Origin of the sequence: Xanthomonas sp. 1678, assembly GCF_031455575.1 — a bacterium.
Taxonomy (GTDB): Bacteria; Pseudomonadota; Gammaproteobacteria; order Xanthomonadales; family Xanthomonadaceae; genus Xanthomonas_A.
In genome coordinates, this window is record NZ_JAVDSZ010000001.1 from 659,285 (window position 1) to 684,820 (window position 25,536).

Here is a 25,536-nt window from a genome sequence, read left to right on the forward strand (position 1 = left end):
AAGGCAACCGCTCTTGCTCTTCCCGGTCCCCGGTCCCCGGTCCCTGGTCCCGCATCAACGAGATCCCGGACCATGGCAACAAAATCCTTCCACCGCACCGATCGCGTGTCCGCGCAGGTCCGCCGCGACCTGGGCACGATCGTGCATTCGGCCGTGCGCGATCACGGCCTGCCGTCGGTCAGCGTGTCCGATGTCGAGATCAGCCGCGACCTGGCCCATGCCAAGGTGTTCGTCACCGCGTTGCTGCCGGAGCGTTCCGCCGAAGCGGTCAAGGGCCTGAAAGAGCTGGCGCCGCAGTTGCGCAGCGAGTTGGCGCGGGCGATGAAGCTGCGTCACGTGCCCGAACTGCATTTCCACTACGACGATTCGGTCGACCGCGGCGAGCGTATCGACAACCTGCTGCGCGACATGCCCGAACTGCAGCAGTCCGAAGACGGCGACAGCGATAGCGAGCCGGCTCCGTCCAAGGAGTGAACGGTCGCACGATGCGCAAGCATCGATGCCGTACGCAAGCCGCATTGGCGAACGGCAAGCAGGTTTTTGCATCGATGGCCGTGCTTTTCCAGCGTCGTCGCCTGCGATAGTCGTACCCGCTGTCCGCTGACCATTCGGCAGCTACCACCCAAGTCCAGCCTGCGCCATCGCAGGCTTTCACCGTCCGACTCCCGATTGCGCTTTTCCGAGTCCCGAGTCCCGAGTCCCCGGTCCCGAACCCCATGCCCGTCTTCGGCCCCCGACTGCCCCGCATTTCCTTTCGTCGCCTCGACGGCATCGTGCTGCTCGACAAGCCGGCCGGCATGAGCTCCAACGCCGCGCTGCAGGCGGCGCGGCGCCTGTTCCGCGCGGAGAAGGGCGGCCATACCGGCAGTCTGGACCCGCTGGCCACCGGCCTGTTGCCGTTGTGCTTCGGCGAAGCGACCAAGCTGGCCGGGCTGCTGCTGGGCTCGGCCAAGGCCTACGAGGCGCAGATCGTGCTCGGGGTGACCACCGACAGCGACGATGCCGACGGCGCGGTGCTGCGCACCCGGCCGGTGCCGCCGATCGATGCGGCGACCCTGCAGGTGGCGCTGGCGCCGCTGCGCGGTCGCATCCGCCAGCGCGCGCCGATCTATTCGGCGCTCAAGCAGGGCGGCGAGCCGCTGTATGCGAAGGCGCGCCGCGGCGAGGCGATCGAGGCGCCGGAGCGCGAGGTCGAGGTGCACGCCATCGACGTGCTCGCCCACGAGGGCGAGCGCCTGCACCTGCACGTGGCCTGCGGCTCCGGCACCTATATCCGCAGCCTGGCCCGCGACCTGGGCGAGACGCTGGGCTGCGGCGCGCATATCGCCGGGCTGCGTCGCTTGTGGGTGGAGCCGTTCCGGGAGCCGCGGATGGTGACCCTGGAGCAGTTGCAGCGGCTCGCCACGCAGGATCCGGCGGCGCTGGACGCGCTGCTGCTGCCGCTGGCCGCCGGCCTGGCCGATTTCCCGCCGCTGTGCCTGGACCATGCTGCGGCGCAGCGCTTCCGCATGGGCCAACGCCTACGCGATGCCGCCTGGGCGCCTGGCGCGGTCGCGGTGTTCGGCGCCGACGACCTGCCGCTGGGGCTGGGCCAGGTCGACGCCAGCGGGCTGCTGGCGCCGCAGCGCATGTTCAACCTGTGATCCGGCGCGCGCAGGGCGCACCGGCGGGTCGCGGAAGGGCGGTCGGGCGCGCGGTCGAATCGTGACGCAGCGTTAACACCTTGTCCGCCAGGGCTGGGACCGGTACAATTCCGCGGCCTTTACGGCATCCCTGCGCTCCGGCGCAATCCTTCGCAATCGGCGAGCCAGGCGGTGCGTCATCAGCACGTTCCTGCCGGCCCCGCATCTCAGAGAAAACACACCATGTCCGTCGACACCCAGAAAGTCATCGAAGAAAACAAGCGCGGCGCCGCCGATACCGGCTCCCCGGAAGTGCAGGTGGCCCTGCTGACCGCCCGCATCGAGCTGCTGACCGGCCACTTCAAGACCCACAAGAAGGATCACCACAGCCGCCGCGGCCTGCTGCAGATGGTCAACCGCCGCCGCAGCCTGCTCGACTACCTGAAGAAGAAGGATGGCGAGCGCTACAAGGCGCTGATCGAGAAGCTCGGCCTGCGTCGCTGAGGCAACGAACCCCACCGCGGCGCAGTGATGCGCCGCGGTTTTGTTTTGGGTAGTACCGTGGCCCGGGGAATGCTCCGCGCCGCCGGCCGGATCCTCCCGGCCACCCGCCAGCGGCATGGGCCGTCAGCGGTCCATTCGAAGACAGCATCATCCAAGGAAACCCCGTGGCAAAAATCACCAAAACCTTCCAGTACGGCAAGCACACCGTCACCCTCGAAACCGGCGAGATCGCCCGCCAGGCCGGCGGCGCCGTCATCGTCAAGATGGACGACACCGTACTGCTGGTCACCGCCGTCGCCGCCAAGAGCGCGCGCGAAGGTCAGGACTTCTTCCCGCTGACGGTCGACTATCAGGAGAAGTTCTACGCCGGCGGCCGCATCCCCGGCGGCTTCTTCAAGCGCGAGGGACGTGCGACCGAGAAGGAGACGCTGATTTCGCGTCTGATCGACCGTCCGATCCGTCCGCTGTTCCCGGAGGACTACAAGAACGAAGTGCAGATCATCGCCACGGTGATGTCGATGAACCCGGACATCGACGGCGACATCGCCGCGCTGATCGGCGCCTCGGCCGCGCTGTCGCTGGCCGGCACCCCGTTCAACGGTCCGATCGCCGCCGCCAAGGTCGGCTACAAGAACGGCGAGTACATCCTCAACCCGACCGTGTCGGAGTTGAAGGAATCGCAGCTGGAGCTGGTCGTGGCCGGTACCGCCAACGCGGTGCTGATGGTCGAGTCCGAAGCGGCGCTGCTGTCTGAGGAAGTGATGCTCGGCGCGGTCACCTTCGGCCATCGCGAGATGCAGAAGGTCATCAACATCATCAACGAGCTGACCGTCGAAGCCGGCACCAAGCCGTCCGACTGGGTCGCCCCGGCGAAGAACGAAGGCATGATCGCGGCGCTGAAGGAAGCGGTCGGCGATCAGCTGGCGTCGGCGTTCCAAGTGCGCGACAAGCTGCAGCGCCGCGACGCGATCTCGGCGATCAAGAAGGACGTGCTGGCGCAGCTGACGCCGCGCGCCGCGGTGGAAGGCTGGGTCGTGGCCGACCTGTCCAAGGAATTCGGCGAGCTGGAATACCAGACCATGCGCGGCTCGGTGCTGAGCACCAAGGTACGCATCGACGGCCGTGCGCTGGACACCGTGCGTCCGATCAGCGTCAAGGCCGGCGTGCTGCCGCGTACCCATGGCTCGGCGCTGTTCACCCGCGGCGAGACCCAGGCGATCGTGGTCACCACGCTGGGCACCGCCCGCGACGGCCAGGTGATCGACGCGGTCTCCGGCGAGTACAAGGAAAACTTCCTGTTCCATTACAACTTCCCCCCCTACTCGGTGGGCGAGTGCGGCCGCTTCGGCGCGCCGAAGCGTCGCGAGATCGGCCACGGCCGCCTCGCCAAGCGCGGCGTGCTGGCGGTGATGCCGAGCATGGAAGAGTTCCCGTACACGATCCGCGTGGTTTCGGAAATCACCGAGTCCAACGGTTCCTCGTCGATGGCCTCGGTGTGCGGCAGCTCGCTGGCGCTGATGGACGCCGGTGTGCCGGTGAAGGCGCCGGTCGCGGGCATCGCGATGGGCCTGGTCAAGGAAGGCGAGGATTTCGTGGTGCTGTCGGACATCCTGGGTGACGAAGATCACCTGGGCGACATGGACTTCAAGGTCGCCGGTACCGCCGAAGGCGTGTCCGCGCTGCAGATGGACATCAAGATCGAAGGCATCACCGAAGAGATCATGAAGCAGGCCCTGGCGCAGGCCAAGGCCGGCCGCCTGCACATCCTCGGCGAGATGGCCAGCGCGCTGACCGGTCCGCGTTCGGAGCTGAGCGACTACGCGCCGCGCCTGCTGACGATCAAGATCCACCCGGACAAGATCCGCGAAGTGATCGGCAAGGGCGGCTCGACCATCCAGGCGATCACCAAGGAAACCGGTACGCAGATCGACATCCAGGACGACGGCACCATCGTCATCGCCTCGGTCAACGCGATCGCTGCGCAGGCCGCCAAGGCGCGCATCGAGCAGATCACCTCGGACGTGGAGCCGGGCCGCATCTACGAAGGCAAGGTCGCCAAGATCATGGACTTCGGTGCGTTCGTCACCATCCTGCCGGGCAAGGACGGTCTGGTGCACGTGTCGCAGATCTCCAGCGACCGCGTCGAGAAGGTCAGCGACGTGTTGAAGGAAGGCGATCTGGTCAAGGTCAAGGTGCTGGAAGTCGACAAGCAGGGCCGCATCCGCCTGTCGATGAAGGCCGTCGAGGAAGGCGAGGGCGTGTCGGCCGAGTAAGCCGTCGGCGTCATCGCTGCAAAAAAAGCGGGCTTCGGCCCGCTTTTTTTATGGGCGCGGTTGGCGGAGTGCGTTGCTGAGCGGTCGGGACGCGAAGGCCACGATCGATCCCTGTAGGAGCGGCTTCAGCCGCGACCGGAGCCTTCCCTGGTGAATGCCAGGTCGCGGCTGAAGCCGCTCCTACAACATCGATCCGGATGCTCTGACGAGGCTCGCCGCGCGCTTGGCTTTTATGGGCGGTGTGGGCGCGAAGCACGCATGCTGGCTCGGCGCTCAAGCTACCAAGGAGCGAACATTGTGGGAGCGACTTCAGTCGCGACGGGCATTACTGGTACGCCCGTCGCGACTGAAGTCGCTCCCACAACGCCGTACCAGCTGCAACACCCCGGCCGACACGCCCCGACGAAGCTTGCAGCGGACTCAGACCGGCTCGTCGCCGGCCGCCGGATACCGCGCCAGGTGCGCCGACAGCGGCCCCGGATGCGCCAGTTGGTAGCCCTGGCCGTAGCGCGCGCCCAGCGCCTGCAGCGTGGCCAGTTCGCTCTCGGTCTCGATGCCTTCGACGATCACGCTGGCGTCGGTCTCGGCGGCGAAGGACAGGATCGCCAGCGCCAGCCGCTGGCGCCGCGGTTCGGCGTCGATGCCGCGGGTCAGGGTCAGGTCCAGCTTGATGATGTCCGGCGCCAGGTGCAGCAGGTGGCGCAGGCTGGCGAAGCCGGTGCCGGCGTCGTCCAGGGTGATGCGCAGGCCCTGCCGCTGCAGCGCGCCGATATGCTCGGACAGGCGCGGATAGTCCGGCGCCTGCAGCTGCTCGGTGATCTCCAGCACCACCCGCGACAGGTCGTGGCCGTGCAGCAGCGCCTCCAGCTGCGGATGCAGCAGGGTCTGCGCGGAGACGTTGATCGCCAGGTACAGCGGCGGCGGCAGCTGCGCCAGCAGGTCCAGCGCCTTGCGCGCGGCGGCCAGTTCCAGCTCCAGCGCCAGCCCGACCTTGCGCGCGTCGTCGAACCAGCGCAGCGGCGGCAGGCCGGGATGGGACGGAAACCGCGACAGCGCCTCGACCCCGACGATGCGCCGCGAGGCCAGCGCCAGTACCGGCTGGGTCACGATCTGCAGGCGCGCGTTGGCGACCGCTTCGCGGATCCGCGTGGCGATCGCCGCCTTCTCGCGGAACGCGTGTTTCTCCGCGTCCTGCCGGCGCGCGATATCGGTCTGCAGCGCGGCGCGGTCCATCGCCAGCGCCAGGGTCGCGCCGACCAGGGTCGCCAGCATCTCCAGCGTGCGCACGTCCTGCGGGGTGTAGCTGCAGCGGTACGGCGACATCACCTTGAGCACGCCGATGCCGCGCTCGCCGTAGCGCAGCGGCGCCACCAGCATCGAGCGCAGGCCGACCTTGCGGCAGGCCTCGCGATTGACCCGCGGGTCTTCTTCCGAATCGTCGCAGCGCAGCACCTGGCCGCTGCGCATGCACAGCCCGGACAGGCTGCTGCCGCTGGGCAGGCGCAGGCCCAGGTGCTGTTCGGCGACGCCGCTGGCCGACCAGTACAGCATGTCGTCGCCGTCGCGCATCTCCACCACCGCGCCGGTGGAGCGGGTCAGCTCCTGCGCGCGGCGGGTCACCACGTCGACCACCTGCAGCGGGTCGCTGCCGGCCGCGGCGATCTCGCCCTGGGCGAGGATGATCCGCGATAGCAGCAAGGCGTCTTCGCTCATCGCCGAGGCGGCGGGGCCGCGCTCGGCAGCGGCATCGGCAGGGCGCTGGACCCGGTCCGAAACGTCGGGTTGCTTGGTCATGTCCGGATCATGCGCCGATGGGTCGGCGCAGAGCAACGGGGCGCCCGGAGCGGTCAGCCGGGCGCGGGATCGCCGCATGCGCCGGGCTGCGCCGCCGCGCGCCGGGCCGCGGCATTCAAACGGCGGTGCGGTCCTTGCGCGGCTTGCCGTACAGGCTGCGCAGTTCGTCCTTGGCCTGCTCCAGCACTTCGCGGCGCTGCGCCGGCAGCTGCTTGCCGGCACGGTTGATGTAGAAGGTCAGCATCGACATCGCCGAGCGGTAGGGACCGGTGCGGCGGCGCGCGCTCTGGTCGGCGGAGTGCTTGAGCGAACGGGCGATGGACACCGGATCGTCGCGTTCGAACACGCTGGGCGTGAGATCCAGCGCATCGCTGCTGTCGTTGATGCGCTGCACCCAGTGGGCGGTGGAAACGTTCGGGCTGCTGTGTGCCATGGACGATGCTCCTTGCTGGTGACGAAGTGGAACGAGGGCGTTAACGCAAGAACTGCGCGGCGCCGACAGTAGGCGCAGGGGTGGGAAGGCGATATGCGCTGCGCGCATGTACGCCGGCGGCATGCACGCACGCTTCACCGCGCTCGGGTGTGCGACGGGCGGCGCGGCCGATGCGTTCGAACAACGCCGGCGCGAATGCCTGCCGACGTCGACGCTGCTGTTCGATCATGCTGCCATGCCGCATGCAGGACTCCCCGAGCGAGTGTCATGTCCGTTGCCGATGCTGGATGCGCAAACGTGACGACGTCGACAACATAACCGCGCATCTCGGGTCTCGTGGTAGACAGTGCGATTTCCGATGAACGATTAACCGGAAACCCCTGCAAAACAGCGGCGTCGCGCCTGCACGCTTGATCGGCGCTGGTAACGTCACCAGTTATCGATGGGTACGCCGTTGCCGCGATTGTCGCGTGAGACAATCGGTCGGGTCCGCTTCCGCCGGCCTTGCACTCGCTCGCAATGGCCGCGCCGCAGGAGACCGCATGTCGTTGCCGCAAGCACGCTTCCATCCCGCCGTCGCTCGCTGGTTCGAGCGCCGTTTCCCTGCGCCGACGCCGGCGCAGGCGGCCGCGTGGCCGGCGATCCAGGCCGGGCGGCATACGCTGGTGGCGGCGCCGACCGGCTCCGGCAAGACCCTGACCGCGTTTCTCGCCGCGCTCGATGCGCTGGTGCGTGAAGGCCTGCGCGAGGGCGGGCTCGCCGATCGCACCCAGGTGCTGTACGTGTCGCCGTTGAAAGCGCTGTCCAACGACATCCAGCTCAATCTCGACGCGCCATTGGCCGGCATCCGCGCCGAACTGGCCGCGCTCGGCCTGCCCGACGTGGAGATCCGCACCGCGGTGCGCACCGGCGACACGCCGCAGCGCGAGCGCGCTCAGGCGCGGCGGCGCCCGCCGCACGTGCTGGTGACCACGCCCGAATCGCTGTACGTGCTGCTCGGCTCGGTCTCCGGTCGCGACGCGCTGCGCCACGTGCGCACGGTGATCGTCGACGAGATCCATGCGCTGGCGGCGAACAAGCGCGGCAGCCACCTGGCGCTGTCGCTGCAACGCCTGCAGCAGCTGTGCGCGGTGCCGCCGCTGCGCATCGGCCTGTCGGCGACGCAGAAACCGATCGATGCGGTCGCGCGCTTCCTGGTCGGCAGCGCAGCGGTACACGACGGCCAGCCCGATTGCGAGATCGTCGACATCGGCTATGCGCGCGCCCGCGACCTGGCGCTGGAACTGCCGCCGACGCCGCTCAGCGTGAGCATGTCCAACGACCAGTGGCAGCAGGTGTATGCGCGCCTGGCCGAGCTGGTGCGCACGCATCGCGCCACGCTGGTGTTCGTCAACACCCGGCGCATGGCCGAACGCACCGCGCGCCACCTCGGCGAGTTGCTCGGCAACGAGGCGGTGGCGGCGCATCACGGCAGCCTGGCGCGCGAGGCGCGGCTGCTTGCCGAGCAACGGCTCAAGGCCGGCCAGTTGCAGGTGCTGGTCGCCACCGCATCGCTGGAACTGGGCCTGGACATCGGCGACGTGGACCTGGTGTGCCAGCTCGGCTCGCCGCGCTCGATCGCCAGTTTCCTGCAGCGCGCCGGGCGCTCCGGCCACGCCGTCGGCGGCATCCCGAAGGCGCGGCTGTTCCCGCAGTCGCGCGACGACCTGGTCGAATGCGCGGCGCTGCTGGACTGCGTGCGCCGCGGCGAGCTGGATGCGCTGCACATGCTCGACGCGCCGCTGGACGTGCTGGCGCAACAGCTGGTCGCCGAGGTGGCGTGCCAGGAATGGGAAGAAGACGCGCTGTACGCGCTGGTGCGCGGCGCCTGGCCGTACGCGACGCTGCCGCGCGAGCGCTTCGACGCAGTGCTGCGGATGCTCAGCGACGGCTTCAGCACCCGGCTCGGCCCGCGCGCCGGATACCTGCATCGCGACGCGGTGCACCGCCGCGTGCGCGAGCGCCGCGGCGCGCGCATGGCGGCGTTGACCTCCGGCGGCACCATTCCCGAGACCGGCGACTACAGCGTGCTGCTGGAGCCGCAGGCCGAGAACATCGGCACGGTCAACGAGGACTTCGCGGTCGAGAGCCTCAGCGGCGACGTGTTCCAGCTCGGCAACGCCAGCTACCGCATCCTGCGCGTGGAGCCGGGGCGGGTGCGGGTGGAAGATGCGCGCGGCGCGCCGCCGAACATCCCGTTCTGGCTCGGCGAGGCGCCGGGGCGCAGCGACGAGCTGTCGGCCGGCGTGTCGCGGCTGCGCGCGCAGCTGGAGCAGTGCCTGGAACAGGGCGGCGCGGCGCAGGCGCTGGCCTGGCTGCACGAGGACGTGGCGCTGGACGCGGCCGCGGCGCAGCAACTGGTCGACTACCTGGGCCGCGCGCGTACCGCGCTGGGTGCGTTGCCGACGCAGCGCTGCATCGTGCTGGAGCGCTTCTTCGACGACAGCGGCGGCACCCAACTGGTGATCCACAGCGTGCACGGCAGCCGCATCAATCGCGCCTGGGGCCTGGCCCTGCGCAAGCGCTTCTGCCGCACCTTCAATTTCGAACTGCAGGCGGCCGCCACCGAGGACGCGATCGTGCTGTCGCTGTCGACCCGGCACAGCTTCGCGCTGGAGGAGGTCGCGCGCTACCTGCACCCGTCGTCGGCGCTGGATGTGCTGGTGCAGGCGCTGCTGGAGGCGCCGCTGTTCGGCGTGCGCTGGCGCTGGAACGCCACCAACGCGCTGGCCTTGCCGCGCTTCACCGGCGGGCGCAAGGTCGCCCCGCAGCTGCAGCGGATGAAGTCCGAGGATCTGCTGGCCACGGTGTTCCCGGACCAAGTGGCCTGCGCCGAGAACCTGGTCGGCGAGCGCGAGATTCCCGAGCACCCGCTGGTCGCGCAGACGCTGCACGACTGCCTGCACGAGGCGATGGACAGCGACGGCTGGCTGCAGCTGCTGCGCGGCATCGCGGACGGCAGCGTGCGCGTGCTGGCGCGCGATCTTGCCGCGGCGTCGCCGCTGGCGGCCGAGGCGCTGGATGCGCGGCCGTACGCGTTCCTCGACGATGCGCCGCTGGAAGAGCGCCGCACCCAGGCCGTGCACAGCCGCCGCTACCAGGATCCGGACAGCGCCGACGATCTGGGCCGGCTCGATCCGGAGGCGATCGCCGCGGTGCGCGAGGAGGCCTGGCCGCAGCCGCGCAGCCGCGACGAGATGCACGAGGCGCTGGTCGCGCTCGGCGCGCTGGACGCCGCCGAAGCCGCTGCGCACGACGCGTGGCCGGCCTGGCTGGCGGAACTGGCGGCCGATGCGCGTGCCACCCGGTTGCAGGGCGTCGGCAGCGACGGCGCCGCGTTGTGGGTCGCGGCCGAGTCGCTGGCGCTGGTCGCGCCGCTGTATCCGCAGGCCGCGGCGCAGCCGCGCATCGCCGTGCCCGACGGCTATGCGATCGACGACTGGCAGCGCGACAGCGCGCTGCGCGAGCTGCTGCGCCTGCGCCTGGCTGCGCTGGGGCCGGTGACCGCGGCCGCGCTGGCGGCGCCGTTGCGGCTGCCGCTGCGCGAGGTGCAGGCCGCCTTGCTGGCGTTGCAACGCGACGGCTACGTCCTGCCCGGCCGCTTCAACGCCGATGCCGGCGACGACGAGTGGTGCGAGCGCCATCTGCTGGCGCGCATCCATCGCTACACCCTGGGCCGGCTGCGCCGCGAGATCGAACCGGTGGCGCCGCGCGACTACGCGCGCTTCCTGTTCCGCTGGCAGCACCTGGACGGCGAAGGCCGGGTCGCCGGGGCCGAAGCGCTGGCCAGCGTGCTGGCGCAACTGGAAGGCTTCGAGGCGCCGGCGGCGCTGTGGGAAAGCGAGCTGTTGCCGGCGCGGGTACGCGACTACGCCCCGGCCTGGCTGGACGAACTGTGCAGCGCCGGACGCACGCTGTGGACGCGGCTGCGCCCGGCCGCGGCCAGCGCCGGCGGCGCAGGCTCGCTGCGCAGCACCCCGATCCTGTTGTTGCCGCGGCGCAGTGCCGCGCAATGGTCGCGGCTGCTGCCGGCGGCGGCCGCGCCGGTCGCGCTCGGCTCGCGCGCGCAGAAGGTCGCCGACTACCTGGAGGCGCACGGCGCTTCGTTCTTCGACGAGATCGCCGACGCCACGCGGTTGCTGTCCACCGAACTGGAAGAGGCGCTGGCGGACCTGGTGGCGGCCGGCCGCATCCACTGCGACAGCTACGCCGGGCTGCGCGCCTTGCTGGTGCCGGCCTCCAAGCGGCCTTCGGCGCTGTCGCGGCGGCGGCGCCGGGTGCCGTTGTACGGCATCCAGGATGCGGGCCGCTGGGCGCTGTTGCGCGGCGCCACCGATGGCGGCGACGCGGCCGTGCGCGGCGAGGCCATCGAACACCTGGCGCGGACCCTGCTGCGCCGCTACGGCGTGGTCTGCTGGCGCCTGCTCGAGCGCGAGGCGGCGTGGCTGCCGCCGTGGCGCGAGCTGCTGCGCGTCTACCACCGACTGGAGGCGCGCGGCGAGATCCGCGGCGGCCGCTTCATCAGCGGGCTGTCCGGCGAGCAGTTCGCGCTGCCCGAGGCGATCGGCCTGCTGCGCCAGCTGCGGCGCCAGCCGCACGATGGCGCCTGGCTGTGCATCGCCGCCGCCGATCCGGCGAACCTGCTCGGCGGCGTGCTGCCGGGCAACCGCGTGCCGCGGGTGCCCGGCGCGCGCGTGCTGTACCGCGACGGGCTGCCGATGGCGACTTGGGTCGCGGAGCGTTTCGAACCGTTGCAGGACATGAGCGCCGCCGACAGCGCCGCGGCGCGGCAACGGCTGAGCGAGCCGGTCGCGTCGGGCACGCGCGACGCCATCGCCGCGATGCTCGCCGGCATGGGCTGAAGACGCCGCAGCGAGACCCCGATCGCCGTTCTCGCTCGACAAGCAGCGCGATGCCGTTCGATTGAGGTTCTTCACGTGTTGTCTACAAATTATTGTGGTGCAAATCACCATTTTTTTCGGGATTCCGCAGCGGCAATTTCCCGTTGAGAAAAGTGCGGCACTGAGCGGCAGGCATGGGCCGCGTACCTTTGCCGACCGAAGAGCCTCGCCCAGAAAGGTCCTATCCGTATTCAGCGAAGCTCCGCCGTCGCCCGCGTCTGTGCGTAATTCCGCACTTGTGGTGGCGATTAAAGGGGAATCGGGGAGCGCCGATAGCTCTCAGGCAACGGGCGATGCAGCGCTACGCAGCGCATCGCTGCAGTCCGCACGTTGATGCTCGTTTCCGAGCCCAGCAGGGTGCAACGGGAAGGACATCCGGACGCGTCGTCTTGGCGCGGTCGTTACCAAACAAATCGGGGAAGACATCATGTTGGGCAATATGAAGATCGGTATCAGGCTTACCTGCGCGTTCCTGATCGTGGCCGCCATCGGCGCCTGCATCGGCGCGATCGGCATCCGCAATTCGGGACGCATCAACGACTACGCCACGCAGTTGTACGAGCGCGAACTGGTCGGCCTGTCCAATATCAAGGAAGCCAACATCAACCTGATCTATGCCGGCCGCGCGCGCTCCAACCTGCAGCTGTCGACCACGCAAGAGGACCGTGCCAAGCACCTGGCCAGCATCGACAAGTACACCGCGAACGTGGTCGATTACGTCGCCAAGGCGCGCGTTTCGTTCAGCAGCCCGGAGTCCAAGGCCAAGCTGGCGCGTTTCGACGAGGTATGGAAGCAGTACTTGCTGCATCGCGGCCAGTTCATCGAAAAGGTCGCCAAGGAGCCGCTGCAGGAAGCCAATCCGGAACTCATCGCGCTGTCGGCCTCGGTGCGCAGCGCCTCCGACGAGCTCGACGTGCTGATGAGCGAACTGGCCACCATCAAGGAAGCCCGCGCGGCCGAGGCAAGCGCGGAAACCGGCGCGATCCATGTCAGCGGCGCCAGGATGCTGACCGCGATCATCATCGGCGGCGTGTTGCTCGGCGTGTGCCTGGGCTTCTTCATCAGCCGCAGCGTGACCAAGCCGATCGGCAAGGCGGTGGACGTTGCCAATGCGCTGGCCGACGGCGACCTGAGCGTCGTGATCGAAACCACTTCGAAGGACGAGGCGGGCCAGTTGCTGCTGGCGATGCGGCGCATGGTCGAGAAGCTGCAGCAGGTAGTCGGCGAGGTCAACGCCAGCGCGCAGACCCTGGCCGGCGCGTCGGAGGAGGTCAGCGCCACCGCGCAGTCGCTGAGCCAGGCCTCGACCGAGCAGGCCGCGGGCGTGGAGGAAACCAGTGCATCGCTGGAGCAGATGACCGCGTCGATCGGGCAGAACACCGAGAACGCGCGCATCACCGACGGCATGGCCGCGCAGGCCGCCAAGGAAACCGTGGAAGGCGGCGAAGCGGTGGTCGCCACCGTGGCGGCGATGAAGCAGATCGCGCAGAAGATCGGCATCATCGACGACATCGCCTACCAGACCAACCTGCTCGCGCTGAACGCGGCGATCGAGGCCGCGCGCGCCGGCGAGCACGGCAAGGGCTTCGCCGTGGTCGCTGCGGAAGTGCGCAAGCTGGCCGAGCGCAGCCAGGTCGCCGCACAGGAGATCGGCGAAGTGGCCGGTTCCAGCGTCGAGCTGGCGGAAAAGGCCGGACGCCTGCTGGAGACCATCGTGCCCAGCATCAAGCGGACCTCCGACCTGGTGCAGGAAATCGCCGCGGCCTCGCTGGAGCAGTCCTCCGGCGTGGCGCAGATCAACTCGGCGGTGGTGCAGCTGAGCCAGACCACGCAGCAGAACGCCACCGCGTCCGAGGAACTGGCCGCGACCGCCGAGGAAATGAGTTCGCAGGCCGAGTACCTGCAGCAGTCGATGGCGTTCTTCCGCCTGGGCCATGGCGAGGCGCCGCGCCCGCCGCGCGCAGCCGACAAGCCCAGCGCCAAGGCGCTCGGCAGCAGCCGCATCGAGCCCAAGCGCGTGCGTCCGCGTGCGCCGCAGCCGGCGTACGCGATGACGGCGGGTCCGGACGAATCGCAGTTCGCCAGCTTCTGAGGAGCACGCCATGCGCGCACAACTTGGCAACGCAGCGGCCGTGCCGCTGGACGCGGATCCGGCGCTGGCGTCGGTCCCGGCGCAGTTCCTGACCTTCCAACTGGAACAGGAACTGTTCGGCCTGAACATCGACGGCATCCACGAGATCATCGAATACCGCCCGCCGACTGCGGTACCGACCATGCCCGCCTGCGTGCGCGGCGTGATCAACCTGCGCGGCGCGGTGGTGCCGGTGGTGGACCTGCAACTGCGGCTCGGCCGCGCGCCCAGCCGCGTCACCCGGCGCAGCTGCATCGTGATCGTGACCGCAGAGGACGCGGGCACCACCCAGGCGTTCGGCCTGCTGGTCGATGCGGTCAGTGCAGTGCTGGACATCCCGGCGCAGCAGATCGAGGCGGCGCCGTCGTTCGGCAGCGGCATCCGCCAGGAGTTGCTGCAGGGCATGGGCAAGCTGGAGGACCGCCTGGTGATCCTGCTGGACCGCGCGCGCCTGCTGCGCGTGGACGACATCGCCGAGACGGCGCTGCCGGCGGCGGCCTGAGGGCGGAGGAGTGCACCGATCGCGTGGCATACGCCGACGCGATGCGCGAGAGTCGGTGCATGGTCGCGCGGCTGTTTGCAGGAAGGCACGTCATCCGCATCGAAGGCTGCGCCGTGATATGCGCGTCACGGCTGCCTCGCTAGTGTTTGCGGGACAGGGCATGCGCCCGCCACAGCGAGGTCCGGACCATGGCAGACAAAGACAAGCAGCAGCAGGGCAAGCAGCAAGGGATCCAGGAGGGCCGACAGGACCGGGCGCAGGACGAGGTGGCCAAGCAGCGCCCCGGTCTGGAGGACCAGAAGCTGCGCGAAGCGCATGAGCGCGGGCCCAAGTCCGGCAACGACCAGGCCGGCTGAGCCGCACGTCGCGGACCGGCTGGTCCGCCAGCCTGCGGCGTGCAGGGCAACGGTGCGCTGGCATCCCGCAGGCGGCACCCCGAAGACACAAAAAAGCCCCGGAGTCGCCTCCGGGGCTTTCGTCTGAAAAGTGGTGGAGCGGAAGGGGATCGAACCCTCGACCTTCGCATTGCGAACGCGACGCTCTCCCAGCTGAGCTACCGCCCCACATCAGACGCGTAGTCTAACTGGCCCGGGGCATGCGTGCCAAGAGGGCGATGCGGATCGGCGGCGGCGCGGCGTCCCAAGCGCGGCGCGAGGCGGCGGCAAGCCAGGGCGCCGCATGCGCGATCGTCGCCGCGTCCGGCTGCGGCCGAAGTCGGGAATGCGGCGCCGCATTTGGGCAACCGCCTAACGGAGTCGATATAATCGCAGGCCGAAATCCTCGTCAGACGATTTCGTCGTTCCGGATGAAATATTCCGTCCGTTCCAAATCTTTTATTCACGGGTCCTTGAAAAATGACGGAAGTTCGCAACTTGCAACAAATCGCCGAAGCCAAGGCCAAGCTGCAGGAAGAGATGCGCAAGCTGGAAGAGCAGGAGAAGCAGGCGCGCGAAGGCGAGACCAGCGCTGCGCATGCCAACGTGCTGTCGCTGCTGGAGCAGTTCGCCGAGTTCTTCAGCGCCAAGCAGCGCAACGAGATCGCCGCCTACGTGACCAGCGCCGCGCCGAAGGCCGCCAGCGCCAAGTCCGCCGGTGGCCGCAGCGAGGTCAAGCCGAAGTACCAGCTGCCGCACACCGGCGAGACCTGGTCCGGCCGTGGCCGCACGCCGAAGGCGTTCGCCGCCTGGGAAGGCACCGCCGCCTACAACGAATGGAAGGCGCGCCACCCGGATCTGAAGTTCCCGCTGGTCAAATACTGATCGGTCGAAAAGGCCAGGTCTCCCTGGCCTTTTTTATGGGCGTGGGTTTTATGCGCGGCATTGCCATTGCTTGCGTTTCTCCGCGATAAACCGCGGCGGAGAAATCGAACGGCGCATGGAATGATCCAAACCTGATGGCGGCATCTTCTCCACCGTCGCGGCTGCAGGGGGCGATGTGCGTAGGCAACCAACCCTGTAGGAGCGGCTTCAGCCGCGACGGGCGTTACCGGTAACGCCTGTCGCGGCTGAAGCCGCTCCTACAAATGCCTTCAGATCCCTTGGCTGGCGCTGCCCAGCAGAGGCTGCAGCGTCGCTTCCAGTTCGCGGCGGCGCCAGCCGGCCAGCGGTTGTGGCCATTGGCCGCTTTCCAGCAGCGCTTCCAGGTGCTTGCGCGAGGCGAGCAGGCCGTCGGGCAGGCCCAGTTCGGCGCTGCGCGCGGATACCGCGTCCTGCAGGCGCTTCAATGCCGCCTTGTTGTCGTCGCTGGCGGCCAGCGCCAGCGGTGCCTCGGCTTCGTCGGGCAGTGGCGTGGTCAGCGCCTGCCACAATGCGTCGCCGAGCTTGCGCGGCGCCTTGGGATGCTTGTCGAGCAGCGCCTGCAGGCCGTTGCGGTCGTCCGGCGGGAAACGCGCCAGGGTGGCGGCCAGCTCGTTGTCCAGGATCCAGCTGCGCGGCTTGTCGCTGTGCCGGGCCTGTACGTCGCGCCAGCGCAGCAGGCGCAGCAGGCGCTGTTGCGACGGCGGATCCATGAACTGCGCCGCGCGCATGCCCAGGTGCGGCCAGCGCTCGCCTTCGTCGTGTTCGACGGTACCGAGCAGGCGTTCGCCGTCCTCGTGCAGCCAGGCGCTGCGGTCCAGCGCCTGCAGCCGCTGCTGCAACGCGTCGTGGATCGCGAACAGGTGGCGCACGTCGTCGGCGGCGTATTCCAGCTGCGCCGGCGACAGCGGGCGGCGCAGCCAGTCCGAGCGGGTCTCGCCCTTGGCCAGGTGCACGCCGGTGATCTCCAGCACCAGCTTCTGGTAGCCCATGCCGGCGCCGATGCCGGCCAGGCCGGCGCCGATCTGGGTATCGAACAACGGCCGCGGCAGCGCGCCGCAGGCGCACTTGAACGCGACCAGGTCTTCGCTGGCGCTGTGCATGACCTTGAGGATGGCAGGGTCCGACAACCACGGCGCCAGCGCCTGCGGCATGCCGGGAATCAGCGGATCGATCAGCAGGATCTCGTCGGCCACCGCCATCTGCACCAGCGCCAGCTGCGGCCAGTAGGTGCGTTCGCGGACGAATTCGGTATCCAGGCCGATCCTGGCCGGGCGCTGCGCCAGCCGTTCGGCCAGCTCGGCGGGTTGCTTGATCCAATAGGGCACGTGGTTTCCGTCGAATGCAGGGTTTGCTCAGGCAGGCGAGAATAGCCTAACGTCGGCCCGCCGGCCGTACGGACGTCGATGGCGCGGATGTCGTCGGAAGGCAAATGTCGTTTGGAGGATGCGTGCGCACGAGCGGTTCTGTGATCGCCTGGACCCTGCTGGCCGCGCTGCTGGGCGGCTGCACCGGGCAGGCGCCCGCGCCTGCGCCTGCCAAGCCGGCGCCGCAGGCCAGGCCCGCGCCGGCCAAGCCGGTGCAGGCGCCCAGCGTCACCATCGGCGGCGAGGATGCGGCGGAGACGGTGGCGCGCTGGCAGCCGCCGCTGCCGACGCTCGATCGCGGCGGCCTGGCCCAGGCGCGGCGCGATGCCGCGCGCGCACTGGCCGAAGACCGCCTGTTCGAGGACCCGCAATCGGCGATCCCGCTGTACCTGGCGATCCGCGCGCTGGCGCCGGAGGACAAGGTGGCGCGCGACGGCCTGCGCAAGGCGCGGTTGCGGTTGCTGCAACTCGGCGATGCGCTGCTGCACGCGTCGGAGCAGCAGGAGCAGGCACTGGAGCGCGCCGGCCTCATCGCGATGGTGGCGCTGTCGCTGGATGCCGACGATCCGGCGGTGCGGCGCCTGCAGCAGCGGGTGGAGGTCGCGCTGCGGGTATTGGCCTACAACCGTGCCGGCGAGGAGGATCTGCGCGCCGGCCGGCTCGGCGAGGACGGCAACGGCGCATTGGCCAACTTCCGCGAAGCGCTGCAGCTGGACGCCGACGATGCGCGCGCGCGGCAGGGCGTGGCGGCGGTGGAGAGCGCGGTGATCCGGCGCGCCGAGGCGGCCGCGGCGGCATCCGATTTCGCCGCCGCCGGCAGCTGGCTGGCGCGCGCCGCACGCATCCGCGGCGGCGCCGCCACGGTGCGCGATGCGCGCGCGCGGGTGGAGGGCGTGCGCACCGCGCGCATCGCCGGCCTGCGCGATGCCGGCCTGCGCGACCTGGCCACGCCGGCCGGGCTGAAGGCCGCGCGCGAGAAGCTGGGCGAGGTGTTGCGCATCGCCGACCCGGGCGACCCGGTGGCGGCGATGCTGCGCGAGCGCATCGACCTGGCCACCCACTACGGCAGCTTCCGCCCCGGCCAGGTGTTCACCGACGGCATGAGCAGCGGCGAGCGCGGACCGCAGATGATCGTGGTGCCGCACGGCGGCTTCCGCATGGGCGCCAGCGCGACCGAGCCCGGCGCGGTGCCGGCGGAGCAGCCGCAACACTACGTGCGCTTCGAGCGTGGGTTCGCGATGTCGATCACCGAGGTCACCGTGGCCGAGTTCCGCCGTTTCGTCGAGGCCAGCGGCGCGCGGCCGCGCGCGACCCGGCGCGGGCATTCGATCGTCTACGACGAGCGCAGCGGCAATTTCGTGCGCCGCAGCGGCACCGACTGGCAATCGGACTACAACGGCGCGCGCGCCGCGCCCAACAGCCCGGTGATGCACGTCAGCGTGCGCGATGCCGAGGCCTATGCGGCATGGCTGTCGCTGCAGACCGGGCGCCACTACCGGCTGCCCAGCGAAGCCGAGTTCGAATACGCGCTGCGCGCCGGCAGCCGCGGCCGCTATCCGTGGGGCAACGCCGGCGTCCCGCCGCGCGGCAGCGGCAACTTCACCGGCGGCGGCGACGTCTCGCCCAGCGGCCGGCACTGGAACAACGCCTTCGTCGGCTACGCCGACGGCTTCTGGGGACCGGCCCCGGTCGCCAGCTTCAAGGCCAATGCCTGGGGCCTGCACGACATGGGCGGCAACCTCAGCGAATGGGTCGCCGATTGCTGGCATTCCAGCTACCGCCGCGCGCCCGCCGACGGCAACGCCTGGTACAACCCCGGCTGCCGCTCGCGGCTGGTGCGCGGCGGCAATTGGGCCAATGCGCCGGAGCAGACCCGCGCCGCCTGGCGGCTGATGCAGGACTCCGACACCACCAGCGCCCGGGTTGGTTTCCGCCTGGTGCGCGGAATTTGACGCGGCCGCGTGGCCGCGGCGGCTACAGTGCGGCGCACGGGCAGGCGCCGTCGCCACCCACCAGCCAGCAAGGGGATTGGACATGAGCAACGTCTTCGGCCGCCAGGGCGGGGAGCAGGGCGGTAGCCGTCGCGGGCCGCTGGGCGGGCTGCGCTGGCTGGTGCTGCTGGGCTTCGCCGCGTACGCGGGGTTCTACTGGTTCTCCAATCGCAGCGAAGACCCGTATACCGGCGAGAAGGTGCTGATCGACAGTTCGCTCGGCGTGGAGGACGAGAAGGCGCTGGGATTGCAGGCCTACCAGGAGATCCTGGCGCAGGAGCGTCCGCTCGATCCGCAGTCGAAGGTGGCGCAGCAGGTGCGCGCGATCGCGCAGCGGCTGATTGCCAAGGTGGACGTGGTCGAGGATGCGTTGGCCGCCGAACACGGCATGCAGGCCAAGCACTATGCGCGCGGTTTCGACTGGGACGTCAACGTGATCGAGTCCGAGCAGGCCAATGCGTTCTGCCTGCCGGGCGGCAAGATGGCGGTCTATACCGGCCTGCTGCCGGTGGCCAAGAACGCCGATGCGGTGGCGGTGGTGATGGGCCACGAGATCGCGCACGCGTTGCTGCGCCATGGCGCGCAGCGCATGGCGCAGCAGAAGCTGACCCAGATCGGGCAGATGGCCGGCGCGGCCAGCGGCATGGATCCGCAACAGCAGCAGATGGCGATGGCGGCGATGGGCTACGGCTACCTGCTGCCGTACGCACGCAGCCACGAGACCCAGGCCGACGAGGTCGGGCTGATGCTGGCCGCAGCGGCCTGCTTCGATCCGCAGGAGGCCATCCCGCTGTGGGAGCGGATGAGCGCCAGCAGCGGCGGCCAGGCGCCGCCGGAGTTCTCCTCAACGCACCCGAACCCGGGCACGCGGATCCAGAACCTGCAGGCGCTGATGCCCAAGGCGATGGAATACCGGCAGCGCTTCTGCGAAACGGCGAAGACTGCGCAGCGGTAGCGGTAGTAGGCGTCGTAGGCGTCGTAGGCGTGGCGCTCGCGCGCTCGCGCGTGTCGTGCCTAACAGGACTGCGCACGCGGTTGCGTGCGCAGTCCGCCGCCGGTTGCCGGATCAGCGTGTGGACACCTGGACCGGCGTCGCCGCCTCGGGCGCGACCAGCCCTTGCCCGATCGCCAGCAGTTCGACGAACTCGCGGCGGCTGCCGCTGCGGTCCTCGCCGGTCGCCGCGCGCGCCGCGCTGGCCACCTGCGCCCAGCCCCAGCCATCGATGTGCGTGCCGCCGCGCAGCAGGTCGGCGTAGGCGGCGACCGCGGCGGCGAAGCGCAGATCCGCGCTCGGCTGCGTCGTCGCCGAGGCGGTGGCGATCGTGCTCTGCAGCAGGCGGCTGCGTTCCTGACCGGGCAGTTTGTAGCGCAGCCGCAACTGCGCCAGTTCGCCGGCCTGGCGCGGCGCCTGCGGCTGCGCCGGTTCGGCATAGCGCAGGGCCGGCAGGCGCTGCGCCGCGCTGCCCACCGGGGTGATCTCGTACAGCGCGGTGACGCTGTGGCCGGCGCCGATGTCGCCGGCATCGACCTTGTCGTTGGCGAAATCCTCGCGTGCCAGCAGCCGGTTCTCGTAGCCGATCAGGCGGTACTCGGCGACCTGCGCCGGATTGAACTCGACCTGGATCTTGACGTCGCGGGCGATGGTCAGCAGCGTGGCCTGCATCTGCCGAACCAGCACCTTGTGCGCCTCGCGCGCCGAATCGATGTAGGCGTGGTTGCCGTCGCCGACGTCGGCCAGGCGCTCGGCCATCGCATCGTTGTAGTTGCCGCGGCCGAAGCCGAGCGTGCTCAGCGCCACGCCGCTGCGGCGCTGGTCGGCGACCAGGGTTTCCAGTGCGCCCTGGTCGACGGTGCCGACGTTGAAGTCGCCGTCGGTGGCCAGGATCACCCGGTTGCTGCCGCCGGCGACGAAGCCCTGCCGCGCGGTCGCATAGGCCAGGCGGATGCCGTCGCCGCCGTTGGTGCTGCCGCCGGCCTGCAGCCGCTCCAGCGCGGCGAGGATCTCGGCATGGCGGTCGCCGGGCGTCGGCGGCAACACCAGCCCGGCGGAGCCGGCGTAGACCACGATCGAGACCCGGTCCTGCGCGCGCAGCTGCGGCACCAGCATGGCGAAGGCCTGCTTGAGCAGGGGCAGCTTGTCGGCCGAGGCCATCGAGCCGGAGGTGTCGATCAGGAACACCAGATTCGCCGGCGGCAACGCCTGGCGCGGCACGTCGTAGCCCTTGATGCCGATCATCAGCAGCTGCCGCTGCGGATTCCAAGGCGCGGCGGCCAGTTCGGCGGTGACGCGGAACGGCGCATCGGTATCGCGCGGCGCCGGATGCGCGTAGTCGAAGTAGTTGATGAATTCCTCGGCGCGCACCGCGTCGGCCGGTGGGCGCTGGCCGTCGTGCAGCATGCGCCGCACGTTGGTGTAGCTGCCGGTGTCCACGTCGATCGAGAAGGTGGACAGCGGTTGCTCGCGCGCGCTGTGCACGGGGTTGTCGGATGGGCGTTCGTAGTGTTCGCGGTCCAGCTGCGGCATCGGCGCGGCGACCATCGGCACCTGTGTGCGTGGGGCGGCAGCGGCCCGCTTGCGTGTCGGCGAAGGCGCGGCAGGCGTGGCCGGCGCCAAGGCCTGCGCCAGCGGCGCCGGCGGCGCGGGCGCAGTCATCGGCGATTGCGACGCTGGCTGCGCGGTGGTTTCAACCAGGTCTTCGTGGGATGCCTGCGCCTTGACGCGGACGAAGGCGTCGCTCGGTGCCGCCGCGCGCACGTCGGCGCGGTCTTCGGCGGTGCTGCAGCTTGCCAGCAGCGCGGCAAGGATCAGGGGCGGCAGGGCGGGGCGGTACGGGCGTGGATGCATGGCGATGCGCTCGGTGTTGGTCCGAGGCTGCAAACGCGCGATGGGCGGGATCGGGGTTGGGCTCAGAGCCATTCCGTCTTGCTGCCTTGTGGCTGAATGCCCCGCCTGCGCGCACACGGCATGGCATGGGGCGGGTGCATCATTGGCTTATCGCCACGGGAGCATTCGCCATGAACCGCCTCTTGCTGTCATCGCTCGGGCTGGCCGCGCTGCTGGCCGGTTGCGCCACCAATCGCCTCGGCGACGACGAGCGGCTGGCGCTGTACCGCGCCCATGCCGCCGCGCCGGTGCGCGACTTCCAGTACTTCAACCGGATCAGCGGCTGGACCGCGCTCGGCGACAGCGCGCTGGCGGTGTGGACGCGGCCCAACCAGGCCTACCTGCTGGAACTGAGCGGCCGCTGCGCCGACCTGGATTTCGCGCCGACGATCGCCATTACCCACTTCAGCGACCGGGTCTCGGCGCGTTTCGACGATGTGCTGGTGATCGGTGGCAGCCCGGGTGCGATCCGTCTGCCGTGCCGCATCCAGAGCATCCGCCCGCTCGACGTCAAGGCGCTGCGCACTTCGGAAAAGGAACTGCGCGAGGCCAAGGTCCAGGAACGGACGCAGCAGGGAGCGCCGGCGGAGTAGCGTTGGCGTCAGCGGGTTGCGGTCGGTGTCGAACGGGTGGGTGCAGCTTGTAGGCGTAGCTGCGGCCACAGCGGGTTTTGCGGATGGGTTCTGTCGCGGCTGAAGCCGCTCCTACAGGGGCTTGGGTCGCCTGGGCTCAGGATTCCTGTTCGGGTTCCACGTAGCCTTCGGGCTTGGCGGCGCCGCCCTGGAACAGGAATTTCTCCAGTTCCGCTTCTAGGAACGCGCGATGCTTGGGGTCGCGCGGCGACAAGCGGTTCTCGTTGATCAGCATGGTCTGGTGCGCCAGCCATGCCTGCCAGCCGGCCTTGCCGATCTGCGCGAACACGCGCTGGCCGAGTTCGCCGGGATACGGCACGTAGTCGAGGCCTTCGGCGTCGCGTTGCTGGTATTGGCAGAAGACGGTGCGGGACATGGCGGTTCCTGGTGGCGCGGCGGGCGACGATCAGAGGCCGTCGAGCAGTTTGCGGATCGGCGCGGGCAGGCCGAGCGCGGACAAGTCGGCACGCGCGACCCAGCGCAGGTCGTCATTGTCGCGCACTGCGTCGCGCAAGGCGACCTTGCGCAGGCGCAGCGGCTGCAGGTGCAGGCGATAGTGGCTGAAGGTGTGGACGATGGGCGGCATCGGTTCGGCGTCGTCGAAGTCGCGACCGCGGGTCTCGCGCTCGAGCCAGGCGCGCAGTTCGGTCTCGCTGTCCGCCTGCGGCAGCGTCCACAGCGAGGCCCAGATGCCGCTCGGCGGACGCCGCTGCAGCAGCAGTTCGCCGGCGGCGTTCTCCAGCAGCAGCGCCAGCGCCTCGCGCTCGGGCAGGATCTTGCCCGGCTTGGGCGTGGGCAGCGCCTCGACCAGGCCGTCGCGACGCGCCACGCAGTCGTCCTGCAGCGGGCACAGCACGCAGGCCGGGTTGGCGCGGGTGCACAGGGTCGCGCCGAAATCCATCTGCGCCTGGGTGTAGTCGGCCATGCGCCCGTCGGCGACCGTGGCCACGTGCGTCTGCGCGATCGCCCACAGCGGCTTCTCCACCGCCGGCAGGCCCGGATAGCCGGCGATGCCGTGGTAGCGGGTCAGCACGCGCTTGACGTTGCCGTCCAGGATCGGGAAGCGATCGTTCCAGGCCTGGCTCAGGATCGCTCCGGCGGTGCTGCGGCCGATGCCGGGCAGCGCGTGCAGCGCGTCGAAATCGCGCGGCAGCTCGCCGTCGTGCAGTTCCACGCAGCGCTTGGCCGCGGCGTGCAGGTTGCGCGCGCGGGCGTAGTAGCCCAGCCCGGCCCACTGTGCCATCACCGCATCGGTGCCGGCCGCGGCAAGGTCGGGCAGGGTCGGGAAGTGCTGCAGGAAGCGCAGGAAATACGGGATCACCACCGCGACCTGGGTCTGCTGCAGCATGATCTCCGACAGCCATACCCGGTAGGGACTGCGCGGGTGCTGCCAGGGCAGGTCGTGACGGCCGGAGCGGTCGAACCAGGCGAGCAGGCGGGGGGCGAAGGTGTCTGGGGGCTGGCGCATGCTGGCTTCTTATTCCTTCTCCCAGCGGGACCATGGCCCCCTTCTCGGGGGAAGGTGCCCCGAAGGGGCGGATGAGGGTACGGGCGAAGCCTGTGCGGTTCGGGCAGCGCAAGTGCCTGCGCCAGTGGACTTCGCCGTACCCTCACCCCAACCCCTCTCCCGGTGGGAGAGGGGCTTTAGGTCAGGCGCCGAGCGCTTCGGGCAGTAGGGCGTCGACGAAGGCTTCGGCGTCGAACACGCGCAGGTCTTCCGGGCGCTCGCCGATGCCGGCGAAGCGGATCGGGATGCCGAACTCGCGCGCCAGCGCGAACACCACGCCGCCCTTGGCGGTGCCGTCGAGCTTGGTCACCACCAGCCCGGTGACGCCGACCGCGGCGTGGAACTGGCGCAGCTGCGACAGCGCGTTCTGGCCGGTGGTGCCGTCGATCACCATCAGCACTTCGTGCGGCGCGGCCGGGTCGATCTTGCCGAGCACGCGGCGGATCTTGCCCAGTTCGTTCATCAGCCCGGTCTGGGTGTGCAGGCGCCCGGCGGTGTCGGCGATCAGCACCTCGGTACCGCGTGCCTTGCCGGCCTGCAGCGCATCGAACGCGACCGAGGCGGCGTCGGCGTTCTGACCCTGCGCGATTACGGTCACGCCGTTGCGGTCGCCCCAGGCCTGCAGCTGCGCCACCGCGGCGGCGCGGAAGGTGTCGCCGGCGGCCAGCATCAGGCTGTGGCCCTCGTCCTTGAAGCGCTTGGCCAGCTTGCCGATGGTGGTGGTCTTGCCGACGCCGTTGACGCCGACGGTGAGCACCACGTAGGGCTTGGCGCTGCGGTCGATCTGCAGCGGCCTGGCGACCGGCTGCAGGATCGCGATCAGGTCGGCGCGCAGCGCGCGCAGCAGCGCCTGCGCGTCGACGAATTCGCGCGCCTTCATGCGCTTGCGCAGGTTCTCGATCAGTGCGGTGGTCGCCGGCACGCCGACGTCGGCGCTGATCAGCGCGGTCTCGATCTCGTCGAGCAGGTCGTCGTCGAGCTTGGGGTTGCGCGAGAACAGGCCGCCGAAGCTGCGCGCGATGGTGCTGTTGCGCAGGCGTTCGCGCCAACCGGACTTGCCGGCCGCGGCGGCGGGCGGCGCGTCGGCGCGTACGTCGAAGGCCGCCGCGAAGGCCGCGGCCGGATCGGGAAGCGGCGCCGCTGCAGCCGGCGTAGCCACGGGGGCCGGCACGCGCGCCTCGGGCGGCGGCGTGGGCGCCTGCGGCGGGAGCGCGACGTGGCCGGGCGCGGGAATGGGATCGGGCGCGGCCGTGGGCGCATCGCGCAGGGCGGCGGGCGCGGCGACCTCAGGCGGCGGCGATGCCGGAGCGGCTTCGGCCGTGGGCGCAGCGGGTGCGGCCGGTGCCGTTGCCGGCGTGGCGGCTTCAGCGGCCGACTTGGGGAAGGCGGCCGCCAGTTCCTCGATGCTGTAGCGCTGGGTGCTGCGGCTGTCGCCAGCGTTGTCCTGGGGCTTGTTGCGGCGGAATAGGCTGACCATGGGTAACGCGTGGACCTTAAACCACGAATGCTACCACTGGCGGGACTAGGGACCGGGGACCAGGGACCCGGGGGCAGATCGGCAGTTCATTTCCGTGATGGCCGCGCATGCGCAACCGCGCTTCAGGCCATGCCCAGCTTGCGCCGCATCACCTCGCGCAGGCTGCTTTCCCGGGTCCCCGGTC

20 protein-coding genes and 1 tRNA gene are annotated in these 25,536 nt (G+C 70.1%); 13 read left to right on the plus strand and 8 right to left on the minus strand.

The features are described from left to right. The first annotated feature begins 72 nt into the window (after positions 1-72). From rbfA to pnp, 4 genes are all read left to right on the plus strand, one after another. On the plus strand, positions 73-474 hold the full coding sequence (gene rbfA, locus J2Y70_RS02945; RefSeq protein ID WP_309913034.1) for a 30S ribosome-binding factor RbfA: 402 nt from the start codon (positions 73-75) through the stop codon (positions 472-474). Positions 475-716: 242 nt separating this feature from the next. Beyond that, positions 717-1,643: a tRNA pseudouridine(55) synthase TruB gene (gene truB / locus J2Y70_RS02950; RefSeq protein ID WP_309913037.1), complete on the plus strand. Its 927-nt coding sequence runs from the start codon at positions 717-719 to the stop codon at positions 1,641-1,643. A 222-nt stretch (positions 1,644-1,865) separates the two neighbouring features. Then, the gene (gene rpsO, locus J2Y70_RS02955; RefSeq protein ID WP_104558665.1) at positions 1,866-2,126 is read left to right on the plus strand and encodes a 30S ribosomal protein S15; all 261 of its coding nucleotides are present in this window, start codon (positions 1,866-1,868) and stop codon (positions 2,124-2,126) included. Positions 2,127-2,290: 164 nt separating this feature from the next. Next, positions 2,291-4,399, plus strand: a complete 2,109-nt coding sequence (gene pnp / locus J2Y70_RS02960; RefSeq protein WP_263397883.1) for a polyribonucleotide nucleotidyltransferase — start codon at positions 2,291-2,293, stop codon at positions 4,397-4,399. A gap of 420 nt (positions 4,400-4,819) precedes the next feature. Here the strand turns inward: pnp and J2Y70_RS02965 are convergent, their stop codons facing one another. After that, entirely contained in the window at positions 4,820-6,193 is a 1,374-nt protein-coding gene (locus J2Y70_RS02965) for an EAL domain-containing protein (protein WP_309913042.1), read from the minus strand. A 115-nt stretch (positions 6,194-6,308) separates the two neighbouring features. Beyond that, positions 6,309-6,626, minus strand: a complete 318-nt coding sequence (locus J2Y70_RS02970) for a DUF3175 domain-containing protein (RefSeq protein ID WP_263397885.1) — start codon at positions 6,624-6,626, stop codon at positions 6,309-6,311. Positions 6,627-6,747: 121 nt separating this feature from the next. Here J2Y70_RS02970 and J2Y70_RS02975 point away from each other — a divergent pair, with 121 nt between their 5' ends. From J2Y70_RS02975 to J2Y70_RS02995, 5 genes are all read left to right on the plus strand, one after another. Beyond that, the gene (locus tag J2Y70_RS02975; protein ID WP_309913045.1) at positions 6,748-6,927 is read left to right on the plus strand and encodes a hypothetical protein; all 180 of its coding nucleotides are present in this window, start codon (positions 6,748-6,750) and stop codon (positions 6,925-6,927) included. Positions 6,928-7,168: 241 nt separating this feature from the next. Then, positions 7,169-11,527 (plus strand): DEAD/DEAH box helicase, encoded by a 4,359-nt coding sequence (locus J2Y70_RS02980; protein ID WP_309913048.1) that lies wholly within the window; start codon positions 7,169-7,171, stop codon positions 11,525-11,527. A gap of 466 nt (positions 11,528-11,993) precedes the next feature. After that, positions 11,994-13,658 carry a methyl-accepting chemotaxis protein gene (locus J2Y70_RS02985; protein WP_263397888.1) on the plus strand — a complete coding sequence of 555 codons (1,665 nt, stop codon included), beginning with the start codon at positions 11,994-11,996 and terminating at the stop codon, positions 13,656-13,658. A gap of 10 nt (positions 13,659-13,668) precedes the next feature. Beyond that, entirely contained in the window at positions 13,669-14,199 is a 531-nt protein-coding gene (locus J2Y70_RS02990; RefSeq protein WP_263397889.1) for a chemotaxis protein CheW, read from the plus strand. A 188-nt stretch (positions 14,200-14,387) separates the two neighbouring features. Next, positions 14,388-14,555: a hypothetical protein gene (locus tag J2Y70_RS02995; protein WP_263397890.1), complete on the plus strand. Its 168-nt coding sequence runs from the start codon at positions 14,388-14,390 to the stop codon at positions 14,553-14,555. Positions 14,556-14,686: 131 nt separating this feature from the next. Here the strand turns inward: J2Y70_RS02995 and J2Y70_RS03000 are convergent. Further along, positions 14,687-14,762 (minus strand) — tRNA-Ala (locus tag J2Y70_RS03000). A 291-nt stretch (positions 14,763-15,053) separates the two neighbouring features. Here J2Y70_RS03000 and J2Y70_RS03005 point away from each other — a divergent pair. Continuing rightward, on the plus strand, positions 15,054-15,458 hold the full coding sequence (locus tag J2Y70_RS03005) for an H-NS family nucleoid-associated regulatory protein (RefSeq protein ID WP_263397891.1): 405 nt from the start codon (positions 15,054-15,056) through the stop codon (positions 15,456-15,458). A 269-nt stretch (positions 15,459-15,727) separates the two neighbouring features. Here the strand turns inward: J2Y70_RS03005 and rnd are convergent, their stop codons facing one another. Next, positions 15,728-16,822 (minus strand): ribonuclease D, encoded by a 1,095-nt coding sequence (gene rnd / locus J2Y70_RS03010; protein ID WP_309913057.1) that lies wholly within the window; start codon positions 16,820-16,822, stop codon positions 15,728-15,730. Positions 16,823-16,962: 140 nt separating this feature from the next. On the opposite strand from rnd, the gene J2Y70_RS03015 reads away from it, so the two are divergent. Together J2Y70_RS03015 and J2Y70_RS03020 are read left to right on the plus strand one after the other, a co-directional pair. After that, positions 16,963-18,813 (plus strand): formylglycine-generating enzyme family protein, encoded by a 1,851-nt coding sequence (locus tag J2Y70_RS03015; RefSeq protein ID WP_309913061.1) that lies wholly within the window; start codon positions 16,963-16,965, stop codon positions 18,811-18,813. A gap of 82 nt (positions 18,814-18,895) precedes the next feature. Further along, positions 18,896-19,807 carry a M48 family metallopeptidase gene (locus J2Y70_RS03020; protein ID WP_309913065.1) on the plus strand — a complete coding sequence of 304 codons (912 nt, stop codon included), beginning with the start codon at positions 18,896-18,898 and terminating at the stop codon, positions 19,805-19,807. A gap of 111 nt (positions 19,808-19,918) precedes the next feature. Here the strand turns inward: J2Y70_RS03020 and J2Y70_RS03025 are convergent, their stop codons facing one another. Continuing rightward, a complete protein-coding gene (locus J2Y70_RS03025; protein WP_309913068.1) occupies positions 19,919-21,697 on the minus strand; it encodes a VWA domain-containing protein in 1,779 nt (592 codons plus the stop codon). A 170-nt stretch (positions 21,698-21,867) separates the two neighbouring features. Here J2Y70_RS03025 and J2Y70_RS03030 point away from each other — a divergent pair, with 170 nt between their 5' ends. After that, positions 21,868-22,329, plus strand: coding sequence for a DUF6491 family protein (locus tag J2Y70_RS03030; protein WP_309913071.1), 462 nt, complete (start codon positions 21,868-21,870; stop codon positions 22,327-22,329). A 136-nt stretch (positions 22,330-22,465) separates the two neighbouring features. On the opposite strand, the gene J2Y70_RS03035 is transcribed toward J2Y70_RS03030, so the two are convergent. The 3 genes from J2Y70_RS03035 to ftsY all read right to left on the minus strand — a co-directional run bounded on the left by J2Y70_RS03035 (position 22,466) and on the right by ftsY (position 25,352). After that, on the minus strand, positions 22,466-22,744 hold the full coding sequence (locus tag J2Y70_RS03035; RefSeq protein ID WP_309913074.1) for an oxidative damage protection protein: 279 nt from the start codon (positions 22,742-22,744) through the stop codon (positions 22,466-22,468). Between the two features lie 30 nt (positions 22,745-22,774). Beyond that, positions 22,775-23,836 (minus strand): A/G-specific adenine glycosylase, encoded by a 1,062-nt coding sequence (gene mutY, locus J2Y70_RS03040; RefSeq protein ID WP_309913077.1) that lies wholly within the window; start codon positions 23,834-23,836, stop codon positions 22,775-22,777. A gap of 181 nt (positions 23,837-24,017) precedes the next feature. Next, on the minus strand, positions 24,018-25,352 hold the full coding sequence (gene ftsY / locus J2Y70_RS03045) for a signal recognition particle-docking protein FtsY (RefSeq protein WP_309913080.1): 1,335 nt from the start codon (positions 25,350-25,352) through the stop codon (positions 24,018-24,020). Between the last annotated feature and the right edge of the window lie 184 nt (positions 25,353-25,536).